At 71.2% G+C, this 19,778-nt stretch carries 21 protein-coding genes and 1 tRNA gene; 15 read left to right on the top strand and 7 right to left on the bottom strand.

The window, feature by feature from the left end:
• Positions 1-40 precede the first annotated feature (40 nt).
• The 6 genes from ACFWR9_RS30590 to ACFWR9_RS30565 form a co-directional block, all read right to left on the bottom strand.
• On the bottom strand, positions 41-3,397 hold the full coding sequence (locus ACFWR9_RS30590) for a type ISP restriction/modification enzyme (RefSeq protein WP_383847498.1): 3,357 nt from the start codon (positions 3,395-3,397) through the stop codon (positions 41-43).
• 656 nt (positions 3,398-4,053) lie between these two features.
• The gene (locus ACFWR9_RS30585) at positions 4,054-5,835 is read right to left on the bottom strand and encodes a copper resistance CopC/CopD family protein (protein ID WP_383847496.1); all 1,782 of its coding nucleotides are present in this window, start codon (positions 5,833-5,835) and stop codon (positions 4,054-4,056) included.
• 201 nt (positions 5,836-6,036) lie between these two features.
• Positions 6,037-6,813 carry an SDR family NAD(P)-dependent oxidoreductase gene (locus ACFWR9_RS30580; RefSeq protein WP_383847494.1) on the bottom strand — a complete coding sequence of 259 codons (777 nt, stop codon included), beginning with the start codon at positions 6,811-6,813 and terminating at the stop codon, positions 6,037-6,039.
• Positions 6,814-6,821: 8 nt separating this feature from the next.
• Positions 6,822-7,313 (bottom strand): cupin domain-containing protein, encoded by a 492-nt coding sequence (locus tag ACFWR9_RS30575; RefSeq protein WP_383847492.1) that lies wholly within the window; start codon positions 7,311-7,313, stop codon positions 6,822-6,824.
• Positions 7,310-7,951, bottom strand: coding sequence for a GNAT family N-acetyltransferase (locus ACFWR9_RS30570; protein ID WP_383847489.1), 642 nt, complete (start codon positions 7,949-7,951; stop codon positions 7,310-7,312). Before ACFWR9_RS30570 ends, ACFWR9_RS30575 begins: the two co-directional genes overlap by 4 nt.
• Positions 7,944-10,067, bottom strand: coding sequence for a penicillin acylase family protein (locus tag ACFWR9_RS30565; RefSeq protein ID WP_383847487.1), 2,124 nt, complete (start codon positions 10,065-10,067; stop codon positions 7,944-7,946). The genes ACFWR9_RS30570 and ACFWR9_RS30565 overlap by 8 nt, the downstream gene beginning before the upstream one ends.
• An 83-nt stretch (positions 10,068-10,150) precedes the next feature.
• Between ACFWR9_RS30565 and ACFWR9_RS30560 the strand changes: the two genes are divergently transcribed.
• The 7 genes from ACFWR9_RS30560 to ACFWR9_RS30530 all read left to right on the top strand — a co-directional run bounded on the left by ACFWR9_RS30560 (position 10,151) and on the right by ACFWR9_RS30530 (position 14,341).
• Complete coding sequence (locus ACFWR9_RS30560; RefSeq protein ID WP_383847485.1) at positions 10,151-10,879, top strand: siderophore-interacting protein; 729 nt, start codon at positions 10,151-10,153, stop codon at positions 10,877-10,879.
• Positions 10,880-10,903: 24 nt separating this feature from the next.
• Positions 10,904-11,494: an HhH-GPD-type base excision DNA repair protein gene (locus tag ACFWR9_RS30555; RefSeq protein WP_383847483.1), complete on the top strand. Its 591-nt coding sequence runs from the start codon at positions 10,904-10,906 to the stop codon at positions 11,492-11,494.
• Between the two features lie 411 nt (positions 11,495-11,905).
• Entirely contained in the window at positions 11,906-12,574 is a 669-nt protein-coding gene (locus ACFWR9_RS30550; RefSeq protein WP_383847481.1) for an HdeD family acid-resistance protein, read from the top strand.
• A gap of 81 nt (positions 12,575-12,655) precedes the next feature.
• Positions 12,656-12,976 carry a hypothetical protein gene (locus ACFWR9_RS30545; protein WP_383847480.1) on the top strand — a complete coding sequence of 107 codons (321 nt, stop codon included), beginning with the start codon at positions 12,656-12,658 and terminating at the stop codon, positions 12,974-12,976.
• A gap of 52 nt (positions 12,977-13,028) precedes the next feature.
• Complete coding sequence (locus tag ACFWR9_RS30540; protein WP_383847478.1) at positions 13,029-13,163, top strand: hypothetical protein; 135 nt, start codon at positions 13,029-13,031, stop codon at positions 13,161-13,163.
• 153 nt (positions 13,164-13,316) lie between these two features.
• The gene (locus tag ACFWR9_RS30535) at positions 13,317-13,613 is read left to right on the top strand and encodes a type II toxin-antitoxin system VapB family antitoxin (RefSeq protein ID WP_003999914.1); all 297 of its coding nucleotides are present in this window, start codon (positions 13,317-13,319) and stop codon (positions 13,611-13,613) included.
• Positions 13,614-13,723: 110 nt separating this feature from the next.
• Positions 13,724-14,341 (top strand): LytR C-terminal domain-containing protein, encoded by a 618-nt coding sequence (locus tag ACFWR9_RS30530; protein WP_383847570.1) that lies wholly within the window; start codon positions 13,724-13,726, stop codon positions 14,339-14,341.
• 38 nt (positions 14,342-14,379) lie between these two features.
• Here the strand turns inward: ACFWR9_RS30530 and upp are convergent, their stop codons facing one another.
• Positions 14,380-15,015 (bottom strand): uracil phosphoribosyltransferase, encoded by a 636-nt coding sequence (gene upp / locus ACFWR9_RS30525; RefSeq protein WP_383847476.1) that lies wholly within the window; start codon positions 15,013-15,015, stop codon positions 14,380-14,382.
• Positions 15,016-15,153: 138 nt separating this feature from the next.
• Here upp and ACFWR9_RS30520 point away from each other — a divergent pair, with 138 nt between their 5' ends.
• The 8 genes from ACFWR9_RS30520 (at position 15,154) to ACFWR9_RS30485 (ending at position 19,705) form a co-directional block, all read left to right on the top strand.
• Entirely contained in the window at positions 15,154-15,390 is a 237-nt protein-coding gene (locus ACFWR9_RS30520) for a hypothetical protein (protein ID WP_383847474.1), read from the top strand.
• 300 nt (positions 15,391-15,690) lie between these two features.
• Positions 15,691-16,233: a hypothetical protein gene (locus ACFWR9_RS30515; protein WP_383847568.1), complete on the top strand. Its 543-nt coding sequence runs from the start codon at positions 15,691-15,693 to the stop codon at positions 16,231-16,233.
• Between the two features lie 74 nt (positions 16,234-16,307).
• Positions 16,308-16,739 (top strand): tRNA adenosine(34) deaminase TadA, encoded by a 432-nt coding sequence (gene tadA, locus ACFWR9_RS30510; protein ID WP_383847566.1) that lies wholly within the window; start codon positions 16,308-16,310, stop codon positions 16,737-16,739.
• Between the two features lie 66 nt (positions 16,740-16,805).
• A tRNA-Ser gene (locus tag ACFWR9_RS30505) sits at positions 16,806-16,890 on the top strand.
• Positions 16,891-16,979: 89 nt separating this feature from the next.
• Positions 16,980-17,156, top strand: a complete 177-nt coding sequence (locus ACFWR9_RS30500) for a hypothetical protein (RefSeq protein ID WP_383847472.1) — start codon at positions 16,980-16,982, stop codon at positions 17,154-17,156.
• Positions 17,156-17,449, top strand: a complete 294-nt coding sequence (locus ACFWR9_RS30495; protein ID WP_383847470.1) for a Dabb family protein — start codon at positions 17,156-17,158, stop codon at positions 17,447-17,449. Before ACFWR9_RS30500 ends, ACFWR9_RS30495 begins: the two co-directional genes overlap by 1 nt.
• 203 nt (positions 17,450-17,652) lie before the next feature.
• Positions 17,653-18,492, top strand: a complete 840-nt coding sequence (locus tag ACFWR9_RS30490) for an RNA polymerase sigma factor SigF (protein WP_383847468.1) — start codon at positions 17,653-17,655, stop codon at positions 18,490-18,492.
• 292 nt (positions 18,493-18,784) lie between these two features.
• Positions 18,785-19,705 carry an RNA polymerase sigma factor SigF gene (locus ACFWR9_RS30485; RefSeq protein WP_383847466.1) on the top strand — a complete coding sequence of 307 codons (921 nt, stop codon included), beginning with the start codon at positions 18,785-18,787 and terminating at the stop codon, positions 19,703-19,705.
• Positions 19,706-19,778 lie beyond the last annotated feature (73 nt).

Here is a 19,778-nt window from a genome sequence, read left to right as displayed (position 1 = left end):
CGGCCTGGCGGCCTACCCTCAACTCATGAATCCGCCGATGTCACTTGCCAAACATTTCGGCTGCTCCACCAGGGGAAGGCTTGGCGGACTTGCGTACGCCAAGTGGTACGGGTAGAACGCCGCGTTCCGTCAATTCCGATACGGAAACGAGAGGGCCAGAGCAGACAGCTTCCAGCAGTTCTCGCTGAGCCGATTCCTCCTGCACTAGCAGGCCAAGGATGTTGAGGAGCGCGAGCAGCTCCGTTGTCCAGTTGGGGGACCACCGGCGGGCTACAACAGTGTCCAGCTCCAGTCGTCGTTTGCCTGCAGGGTTCCGCCGCCGGTAGCCGAACCACTTGTCCAGAACATTCATCCCGGAGACCTGATACTCCCTGGTGGACGGTGGCACCGGTGCGATGCAACCGTCGCCGATCCACAAGCGCTGTTCCTCCGGCTCGTAGCGGAGGGACTGAGGCATCCCCTCTTCCGTATCCGGTATCTCCACGACACAGCGAGGTCGGTGAGAGGGAAGTCTTAGTGTCTCGCACGAGCGTCCCTCAGCCGGATCTGCGAACCGGTCACCATATGTGTGCAGCCACAAAACACGACGGCCTATGTGAAGAGAACGGCCCCACAGGTGCGCATCGCCAGTAAGCGGTACGCGGACGCCAGGATCTTCGAGGTCTTCCCGAAAGCGTTCTGTGTAAGCGGGGTGGGCGACCATGGCCGCGACATAGGCCAGGAAGTCTTCGGGAGTGACCGGCGTGCCGTACTGCCTTGAGAGCAATTCGAGCAGGCCGGGAGCAATGTTCTGAACTTCGCCCCGCGCATCGCGGTACAGCGGCCGAACGCAACCGCTGCGGCCGTTGTAGTAGTGCATGTCGGGTATCAGAGCACTGAAAACGAGGGCCGGTCCGTTCACGACAGCGTGAGCGTTTTGCTCGACAGTGAACACTTGACGATCTCCGCGAACGCGCCAGAGGTCAGGACGCGCGACGACCATCAACCTGTGATCCGGCATCATAAACTGCCGGTCGAAGGCTCGGTAACCAACCTGAATGGGATCAGGCTGCGAGCGCTGCTCATGCCGTAACGGCGTTGCGTCGTAGCCCGTCGTGCCGAAAAGAGGCGCCACTCGACTGTCGATCGTGCGGTCTCTGGCTTCTCCGAACAATTTCTTTCGCTCGGATTCGTCGGCTCCCAGGAAAATACGCCATCTCATGTGAAGCGTCGACTCGTCCGGTGCGTAGACCCATACCCGGCCGGGTGTCACCCCGCGTGAGGACCACGGGATCAGGTCCGCAAGTAGCGGTGCACTCAACCACAGGTCACCGCCTTCCGGGAGGAACGGATCAGTGGGCCCGGTGGCACAGTCCCGCCACTCGGGGTCGTCCAGAGTCAGCCCTAACAGACGCTGGGCTTTCTCGTCTCGATGCCCGTGAACTTTCATGTGGTGCACAAGGGCGGTGTCATCACGGTGGCCGTCTCGACGACGCACGAATACCGCGATGCAAAGCTCTTGGGCCACGTCTGGGAAGAGGCGGGTCGCCACCTCTGATCGTTGACCTTCAGGGGAGAGATCAATGATCCAGCCCTCGTCTGCCGATTGCCGCAGATAGCGGCGCATACCGGCGAACGCGCGGCTCTTCAGCCAAGCTTTCGGGGTGATGTAGGCAACTACGCCGAACGGAGCGTCGTCGTGTGCGTCGAATACCTTCCAGGTCCCCCAGCGCCAGAAGAAGGTGTACAGGTTGGACATCTTCGACTCATAGGTGCCATTGCCAGTAAGGCGAAAAGCATCGAGCGGCGGCGCCTCACCGACATTTGGATCACCTGACTCGATCCATTTTCCCGCGCCTCTGGAGACAGCGTCATGAGGAGGATTACCGATGACCACCATGACGCGCTCATCCCGCTTGATCCTGTTGGCCTGTCGCCGAGACTCCGCGAGCGGACGGTACGTATGAGGAATCCAGTTGAATTCGGCCCTGGGATTGTCGAGGGTGTCGGCTACCAAAAGGCGCAGCCCCTGTTTCGGAGCGGCCGAGCCGTAGTCCTTGAGCAGTGCGTGCATCCGAAGATCTGCCACAGCGTAGGGGCCGATCTGTCGTTCAAAGCCGATCAGCCGCTGGCCAACCATCTGCCGAAGTTGGGGGCCGAGCGCCCCAGGACCCTCTTCCTCGGCGATCGTGGCGGCTGCTCGTTTCAGAACTGACAGCAGAAATGTTCCGGTTCCCATGGCAGGGTCAACCACGACCACTTCAGGTGACGCAAACCCGGTCTCGATCCCGAAGGACCTTTTCAGAATCGCTTCGGTGAGGCGGACCATGGCCTCGACCACTCCGTGAGGGGTGTAGTAGGAACCGGTGCGCATGCGCAGATCACGGTCGTAGATCTGCAGGAAATCCTCGTAGAGGAGTAGGTAGGAGTCTCCGGAACCGTCATCCAGCCTGCTCCAGTCGACGACTCCCACCACCCGCAGCAGCGTGTCCAGCGTGGTGGCAAGACCGACGGTTGACGACTCCTCGGTGAGGACATCGAGAGCCTTGCCCATCAAGGAATGCCGCTTGCCGAGCTTCGTAGCGATGGCGTGAATGGACTCTCCATCGAACGCGATGCCTTCGACCCTTGCCAGCAGGAGAGCGAACACCACCGTCTGACCGAACTGTTCGACGAACTCGTCATCAGTGGTCTCGGGGAACAGCAGCCGCCGCCACTCTTCGGCGATGTCTGTGAACAGTCGGCGGCGCCTTCCAGCTCTCTCCAGCGTCATTGCCTCCGCCACCTCGTCGCAGAGCAAGCGACACAGGCCGGCCACGGAACGGACCAGCTGCGCGGTAGTGCGGGGCGGCTTTGGCTGCCAGGTGAGGAAGTCGTGGAGCACCCTCGCCAAAGCCTCGTCGCCGGGCGTGAGCCGAGACCCCGCAGAGAGAACCGAACCCTGCATTCCGGCAAGTCCCCCGATGCGTCGGCCGCCCCGATACAGCCCGAACTCATTCCCGTCGCAATAGAGGACGTTGGGGAGAAATTGCAGCTTCTTCCACTGCGCGGCGTTCTCCCCTGTGAAGAGGGAAGGGTCCGCGCCACGCCCCGGCTGCTTCAGTTCGATGTATCCGACGAGCGCCCCGTCGACGGACACCGCGTAGTCGGGCCTGGCACGCAGGTCGACGAGCGGGACTTCGCCAGTCAGCGTGACACTGAGTCCCAACCGCCTTCCGACCGTTCGGATCAGGGTCTCCAACGGCCCACGGAGCTGGTCCTCCTGCCACCCGCCGCCTTTCAGCTTCGGGGTGACTTCAGCACCGAAAGCGGATACGGCCGCCCGCACAGCTTCTTCGTAGGTACCGCGCCGACCATCTCGTCCCGCCATGCCGCCCCCTGACGGGCAAAGACGGCCGACGGCATTGGTGCGAACCACACGGCCGCACCCTGCCTTCGAGTACGCCGGGGCTCCTCCCCGACATCACCCTCTTACTGAATGTAAGAAGCCGACCGCAATTTGTGAAGAGTGCATCGCGAGAGCTGGACTGCCCTTGAAGCAGTGGATGCTCTGGAATGCAGGTCCGTGGCCCGTATCCCGACATCGCCGAACCACAGCTGCTACGGCTGCGTGTAGCCGATTGACGGGGCCAACTGGCGGCCGTCCTGAGCGCGTCTGGCTCTGACATCGGGAACACGCTCCCACCGCATCCCAGTGTCTCGACCCGCGTGCCCGGCCTCCAGGGGTGACCCACCTCGCGGCGCTGCTCCTGGGAACGATCTGGTAGCCGAGCCACTCCCAATGCCTGTCGCCGGCACGACCCTGGCCCCGCCGCGGTCTCAGTTCTGGTCTCATTCGCCCCCGTCCGGCGCCGTTCAAGGGCGCCACTACCGTCCACTCCATCCCAGGTCAGAACACCCCCGTCCCCCGCCGAACCCCCAGACGAAGACTTGGAAAGCGTGTTGGGGGCAACCCCTCACGAGTTCGAATCTCGTATCCTCCGCCAGTGCCTCACCGGGCACGAAGTCGAAGGGCCCCACCGTTCGCGGTGGGGCCCTTCGACGTTGTGGCCGGCTACCCGGGCCGGCCGTCCGTCACCGTTCGATGCGGATCCGCCGCTCCTCGCTCACCTGGTCGATCTCCGAGACGCGGATCGTCGTTCGCATGGTCCAGGTGCCGGGGAGGGGGAGGGTGAGGGTGTTGGTGCTCCAGTAGCCGCCTCGGTCGACGAGTCGCGCGTCGATGGGGCCGACGTCCTTGTCGGGGAGGGTGAAGGAGAGGCGGAGTTCGGGTACGGCGGCCAGGGCGCCGTCGGGGCCGAAGACCACGGCCTGTACGGCGTTGTCGCCGGTGCGGCCGGGGTCCAGGGTGATCTGGACCGTGCCGCGGCCGGAGCCGCCGACCTCGAAGGGGATCGTGGTGACGGACGCGGGCAGCACCCCGCCGGCCGGCACGGCCCGCGCCGCCTCGTCCGCCGCCCGGCCCGGCAGGGTGCTGGTGAGCACGGTCGTGACCACCAGGACTACGGCGGCGACGACCGCCTCGGCCAGGACGGAGCGGCGCAGTCCGCGCCGGAGGGCGTCCGCGGCGGTGGAGAGGTCGTCGTCGGGGGCGGACGGCTCCGGTTCGGCGGAGTCCGGCGGCGGGGCCGGTGGGCCCCCGGCCGGCACCGGTTCCGGTGCCCGCTCGCGCTCCCGTTGCCGTACGGGCGTCCTGGTCGCCGCCAGTGCGGCCGTCCAGCGCCGGGAGACGGCCGCCGCGGCCAGCAGTACGGTCACCAGCGCCACCTTGGCGAGCAGCAGCCCGCCGTACGTCGTCCCGGTGAGCGCCTGCCAGGAGCCGAGGCCGCGCCAGGACTGGTAGACGCCGGTGACGACCAGGACGGTCACGGAGACGAAGGCGATGCGCGAGAAGCGCGCGACCGTGGCGGCGTCCGGGGCCGCGCGCAGGGTGACGAGCAGGGCGACGAGGCCGCCGAGCCAGACCGCCGTGGCCAGCAGGTGCACCACGAAGGACGTCACCGCGAGCGGCACCTGGATTCCGGCGGCGGCGTGCTCGGCGGCGGCCCAGGTCAGGGCGAGGGCGAGGGCGAGTACGGCGCCCACGGCGGCAGCCACCGGGCGGGGCTGCCGGTGGCGGTCCTCGCGGCCCATACGCAGCAGGAACAGCGCTACCGGCGCGAGCAGCGCCAGCCGGGCCAGCAGCAGTACGCCGGGGCGGGTCGTGAGGGTGTCGGCGAGCGCGCCCGCGTCCAGGGCGTCCGCCGGTCCCGTGCCCGCCTCGTACGGGGCGCGCAGGAGGAGCAGGGCGAGCGTGGCGCCCAGCAGGGTCCACCAGCCCGCGACCAGGGGGCGGCGCAGCGCGGAGACGTCCGGCGGGCGGCACAGGGCGACGAAGGCGGCGATGCCGATGAGCAGGGCGGCGGCGAGGTAGGAGAGGTAGCGGGCGACTTTGTTGAGGGTGGCGGTCAGGGGGTCCTCGGACGGGCCCGTGTCCACCGGCGCGGTCGTCGTGGAGGGCCGGCCGACCGAGAAGGTGAAGGCGCCGGAGATGGGGTGGCTGTCGGCCGACACCACCCGCCAGGCCACGGTGTACGTGCCCTCCCCCAGCTCGGCGGGCAGGTCGACGCGGGCCGTGTCGGAACGGCCGTCGGCCCGGTCGGCGTCCCCCGTGCGCACCCGGTGGCCGCCGGGGTCGAGGACGCGGAAGGAGTCGTCGCGCAGGCCGACGGACTCGCTGAAGGTCAGGGTGACGTGGCCGGGGGCACGCTGGAGGACGGCTCCGTCGCCGGGGTCGGTGGAGTTGAGGGCGGCGTGGGCGGACGCGGGGGCCGCGCCGCCGAGGAGGAGCAGGACCAGCAGGGGGCCCAGCAGCACCAGCCGCCGGACTCCGCGCCGGTCCGGCCGGTCCCGGCGCTCCCCTCCCGCCCGCCGGTCCGGCCGGCCTCCCCGCCCTCGGGCTCCAGCGCGTGCACCGCCCACACACCTCACGTCGCATCTCCGTCGTCGGGACCCACTGCCTCGGGGATACGTACGGACACGGAGGCCGCCCCGCTCACCCGCTCGCCCCGCGGATCCTCACCACGACGGGCGTGCCGTCACCCCGCCGTCCACCACGAGGTCGTGGCCGGTGATCCAGGACGCCAGCCGCGAGGCGAGGAACGCGCACGCGTCGCCCACGTCCTCCGGGCGCCCCAGCCGTCCCGTGGGCGCCGCCCGCCGCCAGCGCCGTACGCCCTCCGGCCAGGCCTCGTCGAGGCCCTCGCGGTCGATGAGGCCGGGCGAGACGGAGTTGACCCTGACGCCCCAGGGGCCGTACTCCATGGCCGCCGAGCGGGCGTGCATCACCACGGCCGCCTTGGATGCGCTGTAGTGCGCGTGGGCGGGCGCGGGGGCGGACGCCTCGATGGAGGCGATGTGGGTGACCGTGCCGCCGCCGTCCTGGGCCCGCATGATCCCGGCCGCGGCCTGGGTGCAGGCGAAGACGCCGGTGAGGTTGGTGTCCACGACCGAGCGCCATTCGGCGGCCGTCATGCCGGGCAGGTCCCGCAGCGGTTGCACGCCCGCGTTGTTGACCAGTGCCGTCAGCCGTCCGCCGCCCCAGTCGGCGGCCTCCTCGACCAGGCGCCGGGCGGCGTCCTCGTCGGTGAGGTCGGCCCGCAGGACGGTGGCGCTCCCGCCGCGTTCCCGGATGCGGTCGGCCGTCTCCCGCGCCGCCGCGACCGCCGTACGGCAGTGCAGCGCGACCGCCGCGCCCTCCTCGGCGAACCGCAGCGCGATGCCGCGGCCGATGCCGCCGCCGGCGCCCGTGACGAGCGCCACCTGACCGTCGAGGAGCCGCGTGGGCGGGTTCATGGGCGGGTTCATGGGCGGCACAGTTCCACGATCCGCGCGGCCCGGTCCGGATAGCGCGCCGTGAGCTCGGCCGCGTCGCCGTGCTCGTAGTCCCCGTAGGTGAATCCGGGCGCCATGGTGCACCCGAAGAGCGTCCACGTGCCGTCGGCCGCCACGCCGGCGCCCATCCAGGTGCCGGCGGGGACCGTGAACTGCACGTGCTGGCCGCCCAGGACGTCCGGTCCCAGTACGGCCGTACGGGTGCCGCCGTCGGGGGAGAGGAGCAGCAGTTCCAGTGGGTCGCCCAGGTAGTGGTGCCAGACCTCGTCGGCGGGCAGGCGGTGCAGTGCGGAGAAGTCGCCGGGGCGGGCGGTGAGCAGGGCGACGATGGCCGAGCCCGCGGGGCGTCCGTCCGGGCGCTCGGGGCCTGCCCAGGTACGCCGGAACAGGCCGCCCTCGCGGGGGATCGGCTCCAGTCCGTAGTGCGCGATCAGGTCCTCTGCGGTGGGCGGGGAAGTCACGCCGGGAACGCTACCTCCCGGCGGAGGAAAGCGAGTTGCGCCTTCTTCTTGGGCAGGTACACGTCCGGCAGGTCGACCTCGGGCAGCACGACCGCGGGTCCGGCGGTGAAGCCCTGCCTGAGGAAGCGGGCGATCGCCTTCTCGTTGCCGATGTCCGGGTCGACCACGATGCGGGTCCGGTCCAGGCCCAGCAGCACGTACGCCATGAGGGCCCCGGCCAGCGCGGCGGTCCAGCCGGGCCGGGCGCCCTTCGTTCCGGCGGGGGCCAGCAGCAGGTGGACGCCGATGTCGCCGGGCTCGACGTCGTAGCACTCGCTCACCCGGTCGGCCCCGGGCTCGTAGGTCTGGAGCAGGGCGACCGGGTCGCCGTCCTTGACCACCAGGTGGGCGTGGTGGGTGTCGAGGGTGTCCATGTGCGCGTAGACGGCCTCGACCTGGTCGCGCGTCAGGTCCGTCATCCCCCAGAACGCGGCGCGTTCCTCGCTCACCCACCGGTGGATCACCGCGGCGTCCTCGGTGGCGTCGAGGGGGAGGACGCGGACGGTGCCGAAGCCGTCGAGAGCCTGCTCGTGGAGAGGAGTGCGGGTGGCGTACGGGGTGGGGTGGGCCGTGGGAGGGAGGGTGCGCGGGTCAGGCATCGGAGTCCTTCGTGAGCTGGTCGAAGTCCGTGACCACGGGGGCGAGTTTCCCGCCGAGCCACAGGGGTTGCTGGTCGTGGTGGTGCGGCGAGCCGGGGGTGCCCGAGGCGGCGTGGGGCACCGCCCAGCGGCTGTTGCTCCGGTCGGCCAGGTCCCAGACGTAGCGGGCGGCGGGGCCGCGGGCGGCGCGGTCGGTGATGCCGGGCACGGGGGACGTGCACAGGACGCAGTCGTGGTCGCCGGAGAGCCGCGGGCCCGGCGTGGGGGTGGGGGTGGTGTCGGGCAGCGCCCGCCAGGCGGCGAGGCGGTGGGTGTCGCCCCAGGTGCCGGCCGGTGGCCGCGCGGCGACCTCCTCCAGCGCCGCGCGGACGGCGGCGGCGCGGTCGATGCCGTACAGGTCCTCCGCGCGCAGCAGGTGTTCGAGGGCGTGTCCGACGCGCGGCACGAGCGCGAGCCACGGCTGGAGCACCTCGGGGTACGCGGGCGGCACGGACGCGGGGGCGAGGACGGGGTGGGCCGCCAGTCGCCGTACGACGGCCGTGCGCAGGGCGGCGTAGTGGGCCGCGTCGGCGCTGTCGGCGTCCATGTGCCGGTCCCAGGCCAGGAGACGGTCGCGGAGGGCGGCGGCCTCGGGGGTCAGGCCGTCCAGGGTGGTGAGACGGTCGAGGAGGGCGGCGGCCGAACCGAGGTGGGTGTCCGTGTGGATGGCCGGCATGTCCGCCGCCGACCAGCGCTCCCTTCCGGCGAGCAGGGCGGTGATGCGGTCGGCGCGGTGCGGCGGGGCGAACTCGATGCCGAGCGGGGTGGCCGGGCCGCGCTGGTTGGCCATCACGGCGACGCCGTCGGTGAGGCCGGCCCGGGGCGGGGTGTGCCAGCCGTGCCATTCGTGGCCGGGCTCCCAGGCGGGTACCGGGCGGAGGCGGTTGGCGTCCGGTCGTACCGGCACGCGTCCGGCCACCCGGTGAAGCAGCCTGCCCTCGGTGTCGGCGGCCTGCACCACGTTGACCGGCTCGGCCCACGCGTCCAGGGCCCGGTCCACGTCGGCGACGCGGCGGGCGCGGAGCAGGGGCAGCAGGGCGCCGAAGCCGAGGTCGGCGGTGACGCGGGGCGGGTAGCGGAGGCTGAGGGCGGCCGGGGTGCCGTCGTCGAGGCCCTCGGGGCCGCCGGCGATCACCGGGCCGCGGTCGGTCTCGATGACCTCGACCTCGACGGTCTCCTCCCCCTCCTTTCCGTCCTCCCCCTTCTCCCCCGCGACCCGGATCAGTTCGGTGTGCCGGGCGGCCCGGTGCCAGGTGCCGTCGGGGCCCAGTGCCTCGACGCCGGCGCCGGTGCGGCGCAGTCGCTCCTGGTACAGGTCCTGGTAGTCGGACATCGCGTTGGTGATGGCCCAGGCGACCGTGCCGGTGTGGCCGAAATGGGCGATGCCGGGGATGCCGGGCACGGCCAGGCCGACGACGTCGAACTCCGGGCAGGACAGGTGGATCTGCTGGTAGACGCCGGGGTCCTCGATCCAGCGGTGCGGGTCGCCCGCGATGACCGCGTGCCCGGTCGTGGTCCGGTCGCCGCTGACCAGCCAGCCGTTGCTGCCTGCGGTGCCGGGGCCGTCGGTGGCGAAGAGGGCGACGGCCTCCGGGCCCAGGTGGGTGGTGATGTGCTCGCGCCAGAGCTTGGCGGGGAAGCCGGCGAAGAGGATGTGCGTGGCGAGCCAGACCGCGAGCGGAGTCCAGGGTTCCCAGCGGCCGGGGATGAGGCCGGTGCGGGTGAATTCGGGGGCGCTGTGGGGGGTTCTCCGTGTTCTCTGTTCGGTGAGGCCCTCGTTCACGCCGTCCACGTACGACCGCACCCACGCGGCCGTCTCCGGGTCCTTCTTCTCCAGGGCCGCGTAGCAGCGGCGGGCGGTGTCGGCGAGGCGTGCCCGCCGGGCGAGGCGGTCCCAGGAGAGGGCCTCGGGGCCGAGGAAGGACGCGGAGGTGCCCTGGGCGCGGTGCCGTTCGACCTCCAGTTGCCAGGCCCGGTCCCGGGCGGTCACCCGGCCCTGGGCACGGGCGAGTTCGTCCGCGCTGTCCGCGCGCAGGTGGGGGATCCCCCAGGCGTCACGGTATGTCTCGGCGCTCACCCCTGTGCCCCTACTTTCCTTTAGGTTAGGCTCACCTAAGTATTGCCGTGGTGGCCGAATAGTACGTGAAGGGTGAAGAAACGATGGGGCAGGGGCGGGGTTGGGAGGGCGCGGTCCTCAAGCTGATGCGCGCGAAGGACTTCGAGTTCACGGTGACGGACGCGGAGGACGTGACCCCGGAGTTCCGGCGGCTGCGGCTGACCGACGGCGGCATGCTGGCGGCGACCGGGGCGCATCCGACGATGTGGGTGCGGCTGTGGTTCGAGAACGCGGGCAAGCCGCACCAGCGGGGTTACACGCTGGTCGACCCGGACCCGGCGGCCGGCACCTTCAGCATGGAGTTCGCCCTGCACGAGGGGTGCGCGAGCGACTGGGCGCGGGCTGCGAAGCCGGGGGACACCATCGAGGCGACGGTCCAGGGAACCGGGTTCGACTTTCCGGAGCCCGCTCCGTCGCGCGTGTTCGCGGTCGCGGATCCGGCGTCGCTGCCCGCGCTGAACTCCCTGCTCGACGCGCTGGGGCCGGTGCCGGCGACGATCTGGTTCGAGGGGGGTGACGACGACGGGCTGCCCTTCCGTACGGATCCCGGGCGGCACGAGGTCCGGGCAGTGCCGCGCCGGGACGCGGGGGCGCATCTGGTGGCTCGGGTGAAGGAGGAGTTGCCGGAGCTGGTGCGGGACGCCGGCGGCGAGCCGTACGTGTGGATCGCCTGCGACACGGCGACCACGCGGGCGCTGGCCTCGTATGCCCGCAAGGAGCTGGGGCTTCCCAAGCAGCGGGTGAACGCGCTGGGGTACTGGCGCGCGTCCTGAGCCGGTACGCGCGATCATCGGGGCATGGACGTCACACTGCACCTCGCCCAGGACCCCGAGGCCGACGAACTCCTCGGCCGCAGTCCCCTCGCCGCGCTCGTCGGCATGCTGCTCGACCAGCAAGTGCCGATGGAGTGGGCGTTCAAGGGGCCGTCGACCATCGCGCGGCGTATGGGGGCGGAGGATCTGGACGCGCACGACATCGCGGCGTACGACCCCGAGGGGTTCGCCGCGCTGCTCTCCGAGAAGCCGGCCGTGCACCGGTACCCGGGGTCGATGGCGGGGCGCGTCCAGCAGCTGTGCCGGTACCTCGTCGAGACGTACGACGGTGACGCCGAAGGGGTCTGGCGGGGGGTCGAGACGGGCGGGGAGCTGCTGAAGCGGCTCCAGGGGCTGCCGGGGTTCGGCAAGCAGAAGGCCCAGATCTTCCTGGCGCTGCTGGGCAAGCAGCTGGGCGTGCGGCCCGAGGGGTGGCGGGATGCGGCGGGTGCGTACGGGGAGGCGGACGCGTTTCGCTCCGTCGCGGACATCACGGGGCCGGAGTCGCTGACGAAGGTGCGGGCGCACAAGCAGGAGATGAAGGCTGCGGCGAAAGCGAAGGCCTCCGGCAAGTAGCGGGGATGCCTGCGGCGGCCTGTGGCTGCTTCGGTGGGGGTGCGCGTAGCGCATTGGGTCCGGTTGTGGGTCGGGGTCGCGCCGGGGGGTGTCCGTCCTCGGAACGGCGCGGAATCGGTTACTTGCAGAGGCGCGGGGCGTTGACGCGCCAACCGCTGCGGGCGGACACCCCCCGACACGACCCCTTCTCGCCGTACACGGCTCTCCCGCCGTCTCCCCCTAGCTGCGGGCAGTCGTGCCGCCTGGGGCGGCACGGGTGGGCGCGGCGGCAACCGGCCAGCGGCGGGTCGCGTCACCCACCCCCGGCCCGCACCCGCGCCGGGTGCCACGTGGACGTCGGGCAAGTGGTCGCGTCAGTCCCGTGGACCGTCTCAAGTGGCGGGGGTGTCGGGGGCGTTCCCAGCATGGAGCATGACCGAGCCACCGAGTGGGCCTCCCGGAGGGACGCCGTACGACGATCGCGGGGTGCACGCGCGGCACGGTGTGCGCGGCACCGGCGGCGGTCGGTCCGAGCCCGAACCCGCGTTCGAGGGGCCCCTGCGGCTGCTGTCCCGCGCCGCATGGCAGACCGTGCTGTTCACCGGCATCGCCTCACTGGTCCTCGGCGTGCTCGTCCTCGTGTGGCCCGGCGCCTCGCTGCTCGCCGCCGGCGTGTTCTTCGGGCTCTATCTCGTCGTCAGCGGCATCCTCCAGCTGGCCGCCGCCTTCGGCACGCACCGGACGACCTCGCTGCGGGTGCTGGCCTTCGTCAGCGGCGCCGTGTCGATCCTGCTGGGGCTGTTCTGCTTCCGCGGGCCCCTCCAGTCCGTGCTGCTGCTCGCGCTGTGGATCGGCATCGGCTGGCTGTTCCGCGGCGTCACCCAGATCGTGGCCGCCGTGCACGACCCCGCGATGCCCGCGCGCGGCTGGCACGTCTTCCTCGGTGTCGTCACCGTGGTGGCCGGCGTCGTCCTGATCGACTCGCCGGTCGAGTCGGCCTCCGTCCTCATGCTGGTCGGCGGCTGGTGGCTGGTCGTCGTCGGCCTCGTCGAGATCGTCACCTCTCTGCGGCTGCGCGGGCCCGCGCGTCACGAGCTGTGAACGGCGCCCGTGCCTACGCCGAGCGAGCGGTTCTCATACCCGCGCGATGGACGGCGTACGCCCGGCGGGGACACGACTGACGTGAGCCCCGCACCGCACGCCACCACCGCACGCGCCGGGCGCACCGCCCGGCTGCGGGTGCTCGTGCTGCTGCTCGCCCTGGTCGTGCCCTGCGCGCACGCCACGGCCGAGGCGGTGCCGACCGCGACGGTGGCCGGCGCGGTGGGGGAGTACGACCAGGTCGACAGTGCCCTGCGCGCTCCCGTGCGCAGTGGGCGGCGGGCCGGGCCGGAGCGGTCCGTGGTCCGGCGGGCCGCAGGTCGTGCCCGCTCCGCACCTTCTGTTCCGGCCGTGCCGCGCTCCCGCGCGTGCGGCCCGCGCTCCGTGGTTCTGCGCTGCTGACGGGGCCGGGCTCCAGGAGCACGGAATCCCGTACACGGAGACAGGAGCAGTCATGCCCAACGACCCCTACGCCGTCCTGCGCGCCCTCCTGCGTGCCGAGGCCGCCCGCAGTACCCCCAAGCCCGGCAGCGCGCCGCAGGCTCCGACCGAACGGCCGCTCCCCACGCGGGAAGGGAGCCGCGGCTGAGGCAAGGGACCGGGCGGTGGGGGCGGTTCGGGACCGCCTCCGCCGCCGGCGGCGCGTCCGCCTTCCGATTGATCCCCTTTACGGCGCCATTTCCAGCGCCGCACTCGGGCGCCATGGCTGCGCCCGCAACGTCCGGGCCGGTAGGCTTTCCGTGTGATCTTCAAGCGCATCGGAAACGGCCGGCCGTACCCCGACCACGGCCGGGAAAGCACCCGGCAGTGGGCGGACGTCGCTCCGCGTCCGGTCCGCCTCGATCAGCTCGTGACGACCAAGGGCCAGCTCGACCTGGAGACCCTCCTCGCCGAGGACTCCACCTTCTACGGCGACCTCTTCGCGCACGTCGTGAAGTGGCAGGGCGATCTGTATCTGGAGGACGGGCTGCACCGCGCGGTGCGCGCGGCGCTTCAGCAGCGCCAGGTGCTGCACGCGCGGGTTCTCGAACTCGACTGACCCTTTCGGGTTGCCTTGCGGCGAACCACGGAACGTCGACTGATCATCTAATAGGCATCGCCGCCCCGGCGCATTACGCTGCGCCCATGAGCATGCTGACTCCTCCCGGCATGGGTGGCCAGTACAAGATCACGGGGGACAAGTACCCCCGGATGCGCCCGGCCCGGCGACGCGGCAGGCTTGCCTTCCTCGGCGTCGCCTGCGTCACCGTCCTCGGTGTGCTCGGCTGGGGCACGCTGCAGCTCGTGGACGTCTTCACCGGCGGCGACAAGGCCTCGGCGGCCGGTGCCGCCGGCTGCGTCACCGCGTCCGCGAAGACGAGCGCCTCGCCCGCCGCGGTGAAGCTGCCGAAGCCGGGTCAGGTCACCGTCAACGTCCTCAACGCGACGACCCGCGGCGGGCTCGCGCAGAAGACCGCCGACGAGCTGAAGAAGCGCGGCTTCCGCATCGGCGACGTGAGCAACGCGCCCAAGGAGTACGACAAGAAGGTCGCCGGCACGGGCCTCCTGCTCGGCCCGGCCGCCTCCCTGAAGAGTTCGCTCACCGTGCTCGGCACCCAGCTGGCCGGTGCCGAACCCCGCGTCGACGCGGCCCGCAAGGGTGCCGAGGTCGACCTGATCATCGGCAACGGCTTCAAGGGGCTGGCGAAGCCGGCGGACGCCGGCGCGGCGCTGGCCCGGCTGAGCGCGCCGCAGCCGACGCCCGCCGCGGAGAAGAAGAGCTGCTGAGCAGCCCTGGGGGTGGCTGCCGCGCGGCCTTGCGGGTGCTACTCGGCCGCCCCGTACATGCGGTCGCCCGCGTCGCCGAGGCCCGGGACGATGTAGCCCTGCTCGTTCAGGCGCTCGTCGACCGAGGCCGTCACCACGGTCACCGGGGTGCCGGCCAGCTCGCGCTCCATCAGTTCGACGCCCTCGGGGGCGGCGAGCAGCACCACGGCCGTCACGTCGTCGGCGCCGCGCTTGATCAGCTCCCGGATCGACGCGACCAGGGTGCCGCCCGTGGCCAGCATCGGGTCCAGGACGTACACCTGGCGTCCGGACAGGTCCTCCGGCATGCGGGTCGCGTAGGTGGAGGCCTGGAGCGTCTCCTCGTTGCGGATCATGCCGAGGAAGCCCACCTCCGCGGTCGGCAGCAGCCGGACCATGCCGTCGAGCATGCCGAGGCCGGCCCGCAGGATCGGCACCACCAGCGGGCGCGGGTGGGAGAGCTTGACGCCGGTGGTCTGCGAGACCGGCGTGTGGACGTCGACCTGCTCGGTGCGCACGTCGCGCGTGGCCTCGTAGGCGAGCAGGGTGACCAGCTCGTCGGCGAGACGGCGGAAGGTCGCGGAGTCGGTGCGCTGGTCGCGCAGCGTGGTGAGCTTGTGGGCGACCAGGGGGTGGTCGACGACGTGGAGACGCATGTCCCCCACAGTAACGGGGCCCCGCGGGGCCGGTGTCCCCGCGGCTGGGCAAGCCCCGAACCGCCGCGCCACTCATTCGCCGGAGTCAACCGCCCGGGCGGGGGAAGGCGGGAGGGACGGAGACTGGGTGGTGAGACTGTGCCTGACCGGAACTTCCACGACATGCCGTCCCGCGGCGAGGAGCCTGGGACACGACGCGGTACGGAGCCGGAGCGGAGTACGGAGCGGGACCGGGGGGCCGAGCGGCGACGGCGCCGGGCCCAGTTCCTGCGGGACCTCGCGGACGCCCGTGAGCTGCGGGACCGCGTGCAGCCGCGCCGCGTCAAGGTCGCCCGGCTGCGGCACGCCATGCGCATGCGCACCTTCCGCTGGTGACTTTCCGGCCCGGCCGGGGAAGATCGCGCGCCGCGCCGACGTTGGTCGGAACGGACGTACGCGGAGACCCGGGAGAATCCGCGTACGATCCGCACGTGGCGGCGGCTGGGCGGCTGCCCGGGGACGTACTTCGCGGCACGCCGGTCAAAACTGCCGGACACAGGGCTCCGAAGACGTCCCCTGAGCGCCTTGTTTCTGCCACGATTCCGACTGGGTGGGCTCGGAGCACCGCTCCCCCGCCCACAGCCTCCGCCGGGGGGACCCCCAACCGGCACGCCTATGACCAGTGGGAGAGTCACGGTGTACTTCGCCGCACTGCTCGCGCGCACCGAAGACGGGTGGGAAGCGAGCGACACGGAGCTCGACAATGTGGAGACCCTGTCGGATCTGGCCGACCTGGCCCGGGAGGCCTCTCCCGACGAGGACACGGTGCTCGTGCTGATCGAGCAGGAGGACGCGTGGTTCGGAGTCGTCCGGGTGGACGGCGAGGAGGACCCCCGCATCTACGTCTCGGACGCCGCCGCGGCCGCCCGCAGCAGCTACGGCGAGATCCTGCTCACCGACGAACTGCTCGGCCGGGACCCCGGTGACGACGACGACCTCGACGCCCTCGACCTCGACGGCACCGAGGACGGCGAGTCCGACGACGACGAGGACGGGGCCGAGGGCGGTGACGGTGCCGCCGGCGCCGACGAGGCCGTGCCGCACGGCCCGGTCGGTGACCCGGAGGTCCTCGACGACCTCGGCGTGAGCGAGAAGGAACTGCGCTCGATGTCCGGGGACGCGGTCGGAGAGATCGCCGAGGCACTGGGCGCCTCCGACGTGCTGGAGACCGTCCGCTGACCGGACAGGAGCAGGAGGACGACACGGACCGCTCCGTACCGCCCGACCCGGTGCGCGACCCGTGGCGGACCGCGATGCGGCTCGCCCTGGCCGAGGCCGGGCGGGCCGCGCGGGGCGGGGACGTCCCGGTCGGCGCCGTCGTGCTGGCGCCGGACGGCCGGACCGTACTGGCGGCCGGTCACAACGAACGCGAGGCCACCGGCGACCCGACGGCCCACGCCGAGGTCCTCGCGATCCGGCGGGCCGCGGCGGTGCTCGGCGAGTGGAGGCTGAGCGGCTGCACCCTCGTCGTCACCCTGGAGCCGTGCACGATGTGCGCGGGCGCGCTGGTGCAGTCCCGCGTGGACCGTGTCGTCTACGGCGCCCGCGACGACAAGGCGGGCGCGGCCGGCTCCCTGTGGGACGTCGTGCGCGACCGGCGGCTCAACCACCGTCCCGAGGTGATCGAAGGCGTGCTCGCGGACGACTGCGCCCGGCTGCTCACGGACTTCTTCCGGGACCGCTGACGGCCCCGTACTGGGCGTCCACAACCGATTTCAAACCAGGCCGCACTCTGTTGTAAGGTCTCTCTCGGTAGCGTGTCCGAGCGGCCGAAGGAGCTCGCCTCGAAAGCGAGTGTGGCGCAAGTCACCGAGGGTTCAAATCCCTCCGCTACCGCTCTTGAAGGGCCCCGTCGAAAGACGGGGCCCTTCGTGCGATCATGTTCGACCGAAAGGCGTGCGTCGAAAGGGACAGGGGAGGCCGCGGTGGCGGTGAACTCGAAGAAGATCGCCGTCTACGTGCTCGTGGTCTTCGCGCTGTATGTGATCATCACCGATCCGGCGAAGGCCGCCGACTACGTCCAGATAGGTTTCCAGGGCATATCCGACGCGGCGAGCGCCGTCGGCGACTTCATGACCTGGGCCGCCAACGGAGGAGAGTGATGATCCGCCACCTCGTGCTGTTCAAGCTGAACGACGGCGTCGAGCGCGACGACCCGCGCGTCGTGCAGGGCGTCGAGGCCTTCCGGGCGCTCGGCGGCCAGATCGAGGAGCTGCGCTTCTGGGAGTGCGCCTGGAACATCAGCGACCGGCCCATCGCCCACGACTTCGCCATCAACTCGGCCGTGGACGACGCCGACGCCCTCACCCGCTACCTCGAACACCCGGCGCATCAGGCAGGCGTCGCGCTCTGGCGCGAGTTCGCCACCTGGGTGATCGCCGACTACGAGTTCTAGCCCCGGACGGGCTCCGGAACGGCCCGCGTCCCCCGGCCCTCGCGTTCCCCGGCCCCGCACCTGCCCGGTGCGGGGCCGTTCCGCGTTCACTCAACACGGTGTTATGCGGTGCTTGCACACAGTGGACATGTCTTGTGATGCTATGACCGCTTTTGACGGATGAGTTGACGGAAGAGCTGACTGATCACGAGGTGGAGTTGACCGTGCCGGCCAGTACTGCGCCTCAAGCACCGCACGCACCGCCCGCCCAGCCCCAGGAGGCCCCCGCGCCCCCGCGCAGCCGGGGCGCCGACACCCGGGCCCTGACCCAGGTGCTCTTCGGTGAACTCAAGGGCCTCACCCCGGGCACGCCGGAGCACGACCGGGTGCGCGCGGCGCTCATCGAGGCCAACCTCCCGCTGGTGCGCTACGCCGCCGCCCGCTTCCGCTCCCGCAACGAGCCGATGGAGGACGTCGTCCAGGTCGGCACCATCGGGCTCATCAACGCCATCGACCGCTTCGACCCGGAGCGGGGCGTGCAGTTCCCGACCTTCGCGATGCCGACGGTCGTCGGCGAGATCAAGCGGTACTTCCGCGACAACGTCCGCACGGTGCACGTACCGCGCCGGCTGCACGAGCTGTGGGTGCAGGTCAACAGCGCGACCGAGGACCTGACGACCTCCTTCGGGCGGTCCCCGACGACCGCCGAGATCGCCGAGCGGCTGCGCATCACCGAGGACGAGGTGCTGTCCTGCATCGAGGCGGGACGGTCGTACCACGCCACCTCGCTGGAGGCCGCCCAGGAGGGCGACGGGCTGCCCGGGCTGCTCGACCGCCTCGGCTACGAGGACCCGGCCCTCGACGGCGTCGAACACCGCGACCTCGTACGGCACCTGCTGGTCCAGCTCCCGGAGCGGGAGCAGCGGATCCTGCTGCTGCGCTACTACAGCAACCTCACCCAGTCGCAGATCAGCGCGGAACTCGGCGTCTCCCAGATGCACGTGTCGCGGCTACTGGCGCGTAGTTTCCAGCGATTGAGGTCCGCGAACCGGATCGACGCGTAACCTCGGAACGGACTCGGGGCGCAGTCGAAAGCGCGAGCGAGATGTCACCGGGGCGAGCGAATCGCTCACCAGGGCCGTTGCGGGCTCAATCGGGCTGAAAGGCCGTCAGACCCCCTGTTTCCAGGGGGTATTCGTGTCTCGGATGTCGACATGTCACTACAGCGCGTTGCCGACATGTGACATTCTGCCGGAGACGCGTTTGCCGGAGCCCCGGCTCCGGTATTCAGGTGAAGGCTGCGTTCCCGGCGTGGGAGCGTACGCCGCGACCGTCCCGCGACCCAAAGGGGGTGGCATGTCCGCAGACCAGGGCAGCTCGAAGGTGCTCGCGCTCGCGGAGAGCGAGACCGCGCCCGGCACGATCGAGGCGCTCGGCCCCGTCGATGACGTCCAGGCCATCGAAGCCGTTCCGACCCTCGACGCCGTGCCGGCCCAGAGCCTTCCGGCCACGGAGGCCATCGACACCCGCACCCTGTCCCGCTCCCTGTTCCTGCGGCTCGCCGCCCTCGACGAGGACAGTCCGGAACGTGGCTACGTCCGGGACACCCTGATCGAGCTGAATCTCCCGCTGGTGCGTTACGCCGCCGCGCGCTTCCGCTCCCGCAACGAGCCGATGGAGGACATCGTCCAGGTCGGCACGATCGGCCTGATCAAGGCGATCGACCGCTTCGACTGCGAACGGGGCGTGGAGTTCCCGACGTTCGCGATGCCGACGGTCGTCGGGGAGATCAAGCGGTTCTTCCGCGACACCTCGTGGTCGGTGCGGGTCCCGCGCCGCCTCCAGGAGCTGCGGCTGGCGCTGACGAAGGCCAGCGACGAGCTGTCCCAGAAGCTGGACCGCTCCCCGACGGTCGGCGAGCTGGCCGCCGTGCTGGGCGTGTCCGAGGAGGACGTCGTCGACGGCCTCGCGGTCGGCAACGCCTACACCGCCTCCTCGCTGGACTCCCCCACCCCGGAGGACGACGGCGGCGAAGGCTCGCTGGCGGACCGCCTGGGCTACGAGGACACGGCGCTGGAGGGCGTGGAGTACCGCGAGTCCCTCAAGCCGCTGCTCGCCAAGCTGCCGCCCCGGGAGCGCCGGATCATCATGCTGCGCTTCTTCGCCAACATGACCCAGTCGCAGATCGGCGAGGAGGTCGGCATCTCGCAGATGCACGTCTCCCGGCTGCTCACCCGGACCCTGTCGCAGCTGCGCGAGGGCCTCATCTCCGACTGAGCCCCACGCCTGCGGCGCCTCGGACGACAGCCGCAACGACGACAGCCCGGCGACCGCCGCGGCACCTCGGGGG

The sequence above is a fragment of the Streptomyces sp. NPDC058534 genome (assembly GCF_042717365.1).
Taxonomy (GTDB): domain Bacteria; phylum Actinomycetota; class Actinomycetes; order Streptomycetales; family Streptomycetaceae; genus Streptomyces.
This window is presented reverse-complemented; position numbering and strand designations above follow the sequence as displayed.

What these genes read in the sequence shown, in the direction of transcription:
- ACFWR9_RS30580 (WP_383847494.1), bottom strand. Translation starts at nt 6,813, where the DNA reads ATGAACCCGCCCACGCGGCTCCTCGACGGTCAGGTGGCGCTCGTCACG.
- ACFWR9_RS30570 (WP_383847489.1), bottom strand. Translation starts at nt 7,951, where the DNA reads ATGCCTGACCCGCGCACCCTCCCTCCCACGGCCCACCCCACCCCGTAC.
- ACFWR9_RS30560 (WP_383847485.1), top strand. Translation starts at nt 10,151, where the DNA reads ATGGGGCAGGGGCGGGGTTGGGAGGGCGCGGTCCTCAAGCTGATGCGC.
- ACFWR9_RS30555 (WP_383847483.1), top strand. Translation starts at nt 10,904, where the DNA reads ATGGACGTCACACTGCACCTCGCCCAGGACCCCGAGGCCGACGAACTC.
- ACFWR9_RS30550 (WP_383847481.1), top strand. Translation starts at nt 11,906, where the DNA reads ATGACCGAGCCACCGAGTGGGCCTCCCGGAGGGACGCCGTACGACGAT.
- ACFWR9_RS30540 (WP_383847478.1), top strand. Translation starts at nt 13,029, where the DNA reads ATGCCCAACGACCCCTACGCCGTCCTGCGCGCCCTCCTGCGTGCCGAG.
- ACFWR9_RS30530 (WP_383847570.1), top strand. Translation starts at nt 13,724, where the DNA reads ATGGGTGGCCAGTACAAGATCACGGGGGACAAGTACCCCCGGATGCGC.
- upp (WP_383847476.1), bottom strand. Translation starts at nt 15,015, where the DNA reads ATGCGTCTCCACGTCGTCGACCACCCCCTGGTCGCCCACAAGCTCACC.
- tadA (WP_383847566.1), top strand. Translation starts at nt 16,308, where the DNA reads ATGCGGCTCGCCCTGGCCGAGGCCGGGCGGGCCGCGCGGGGCGGGGAC.
- ACFWR9_RS30495 (WP_383847470.1), top strand. Translation starts at nt 17,156, where the DNA reads ATGATCCGCCACCTCGTGCTGTTCAAGCTGAACGACGGCGTCGAGCGC.
- ACFWR9_RS30485 (WP_383847466.1), top strand. Translation starts at nt 18,785, where the DNA reads ATGTCCGCAGACCAGGGCAGCTCGAAGGTGCTCGCGCTCGCGGAGAGC.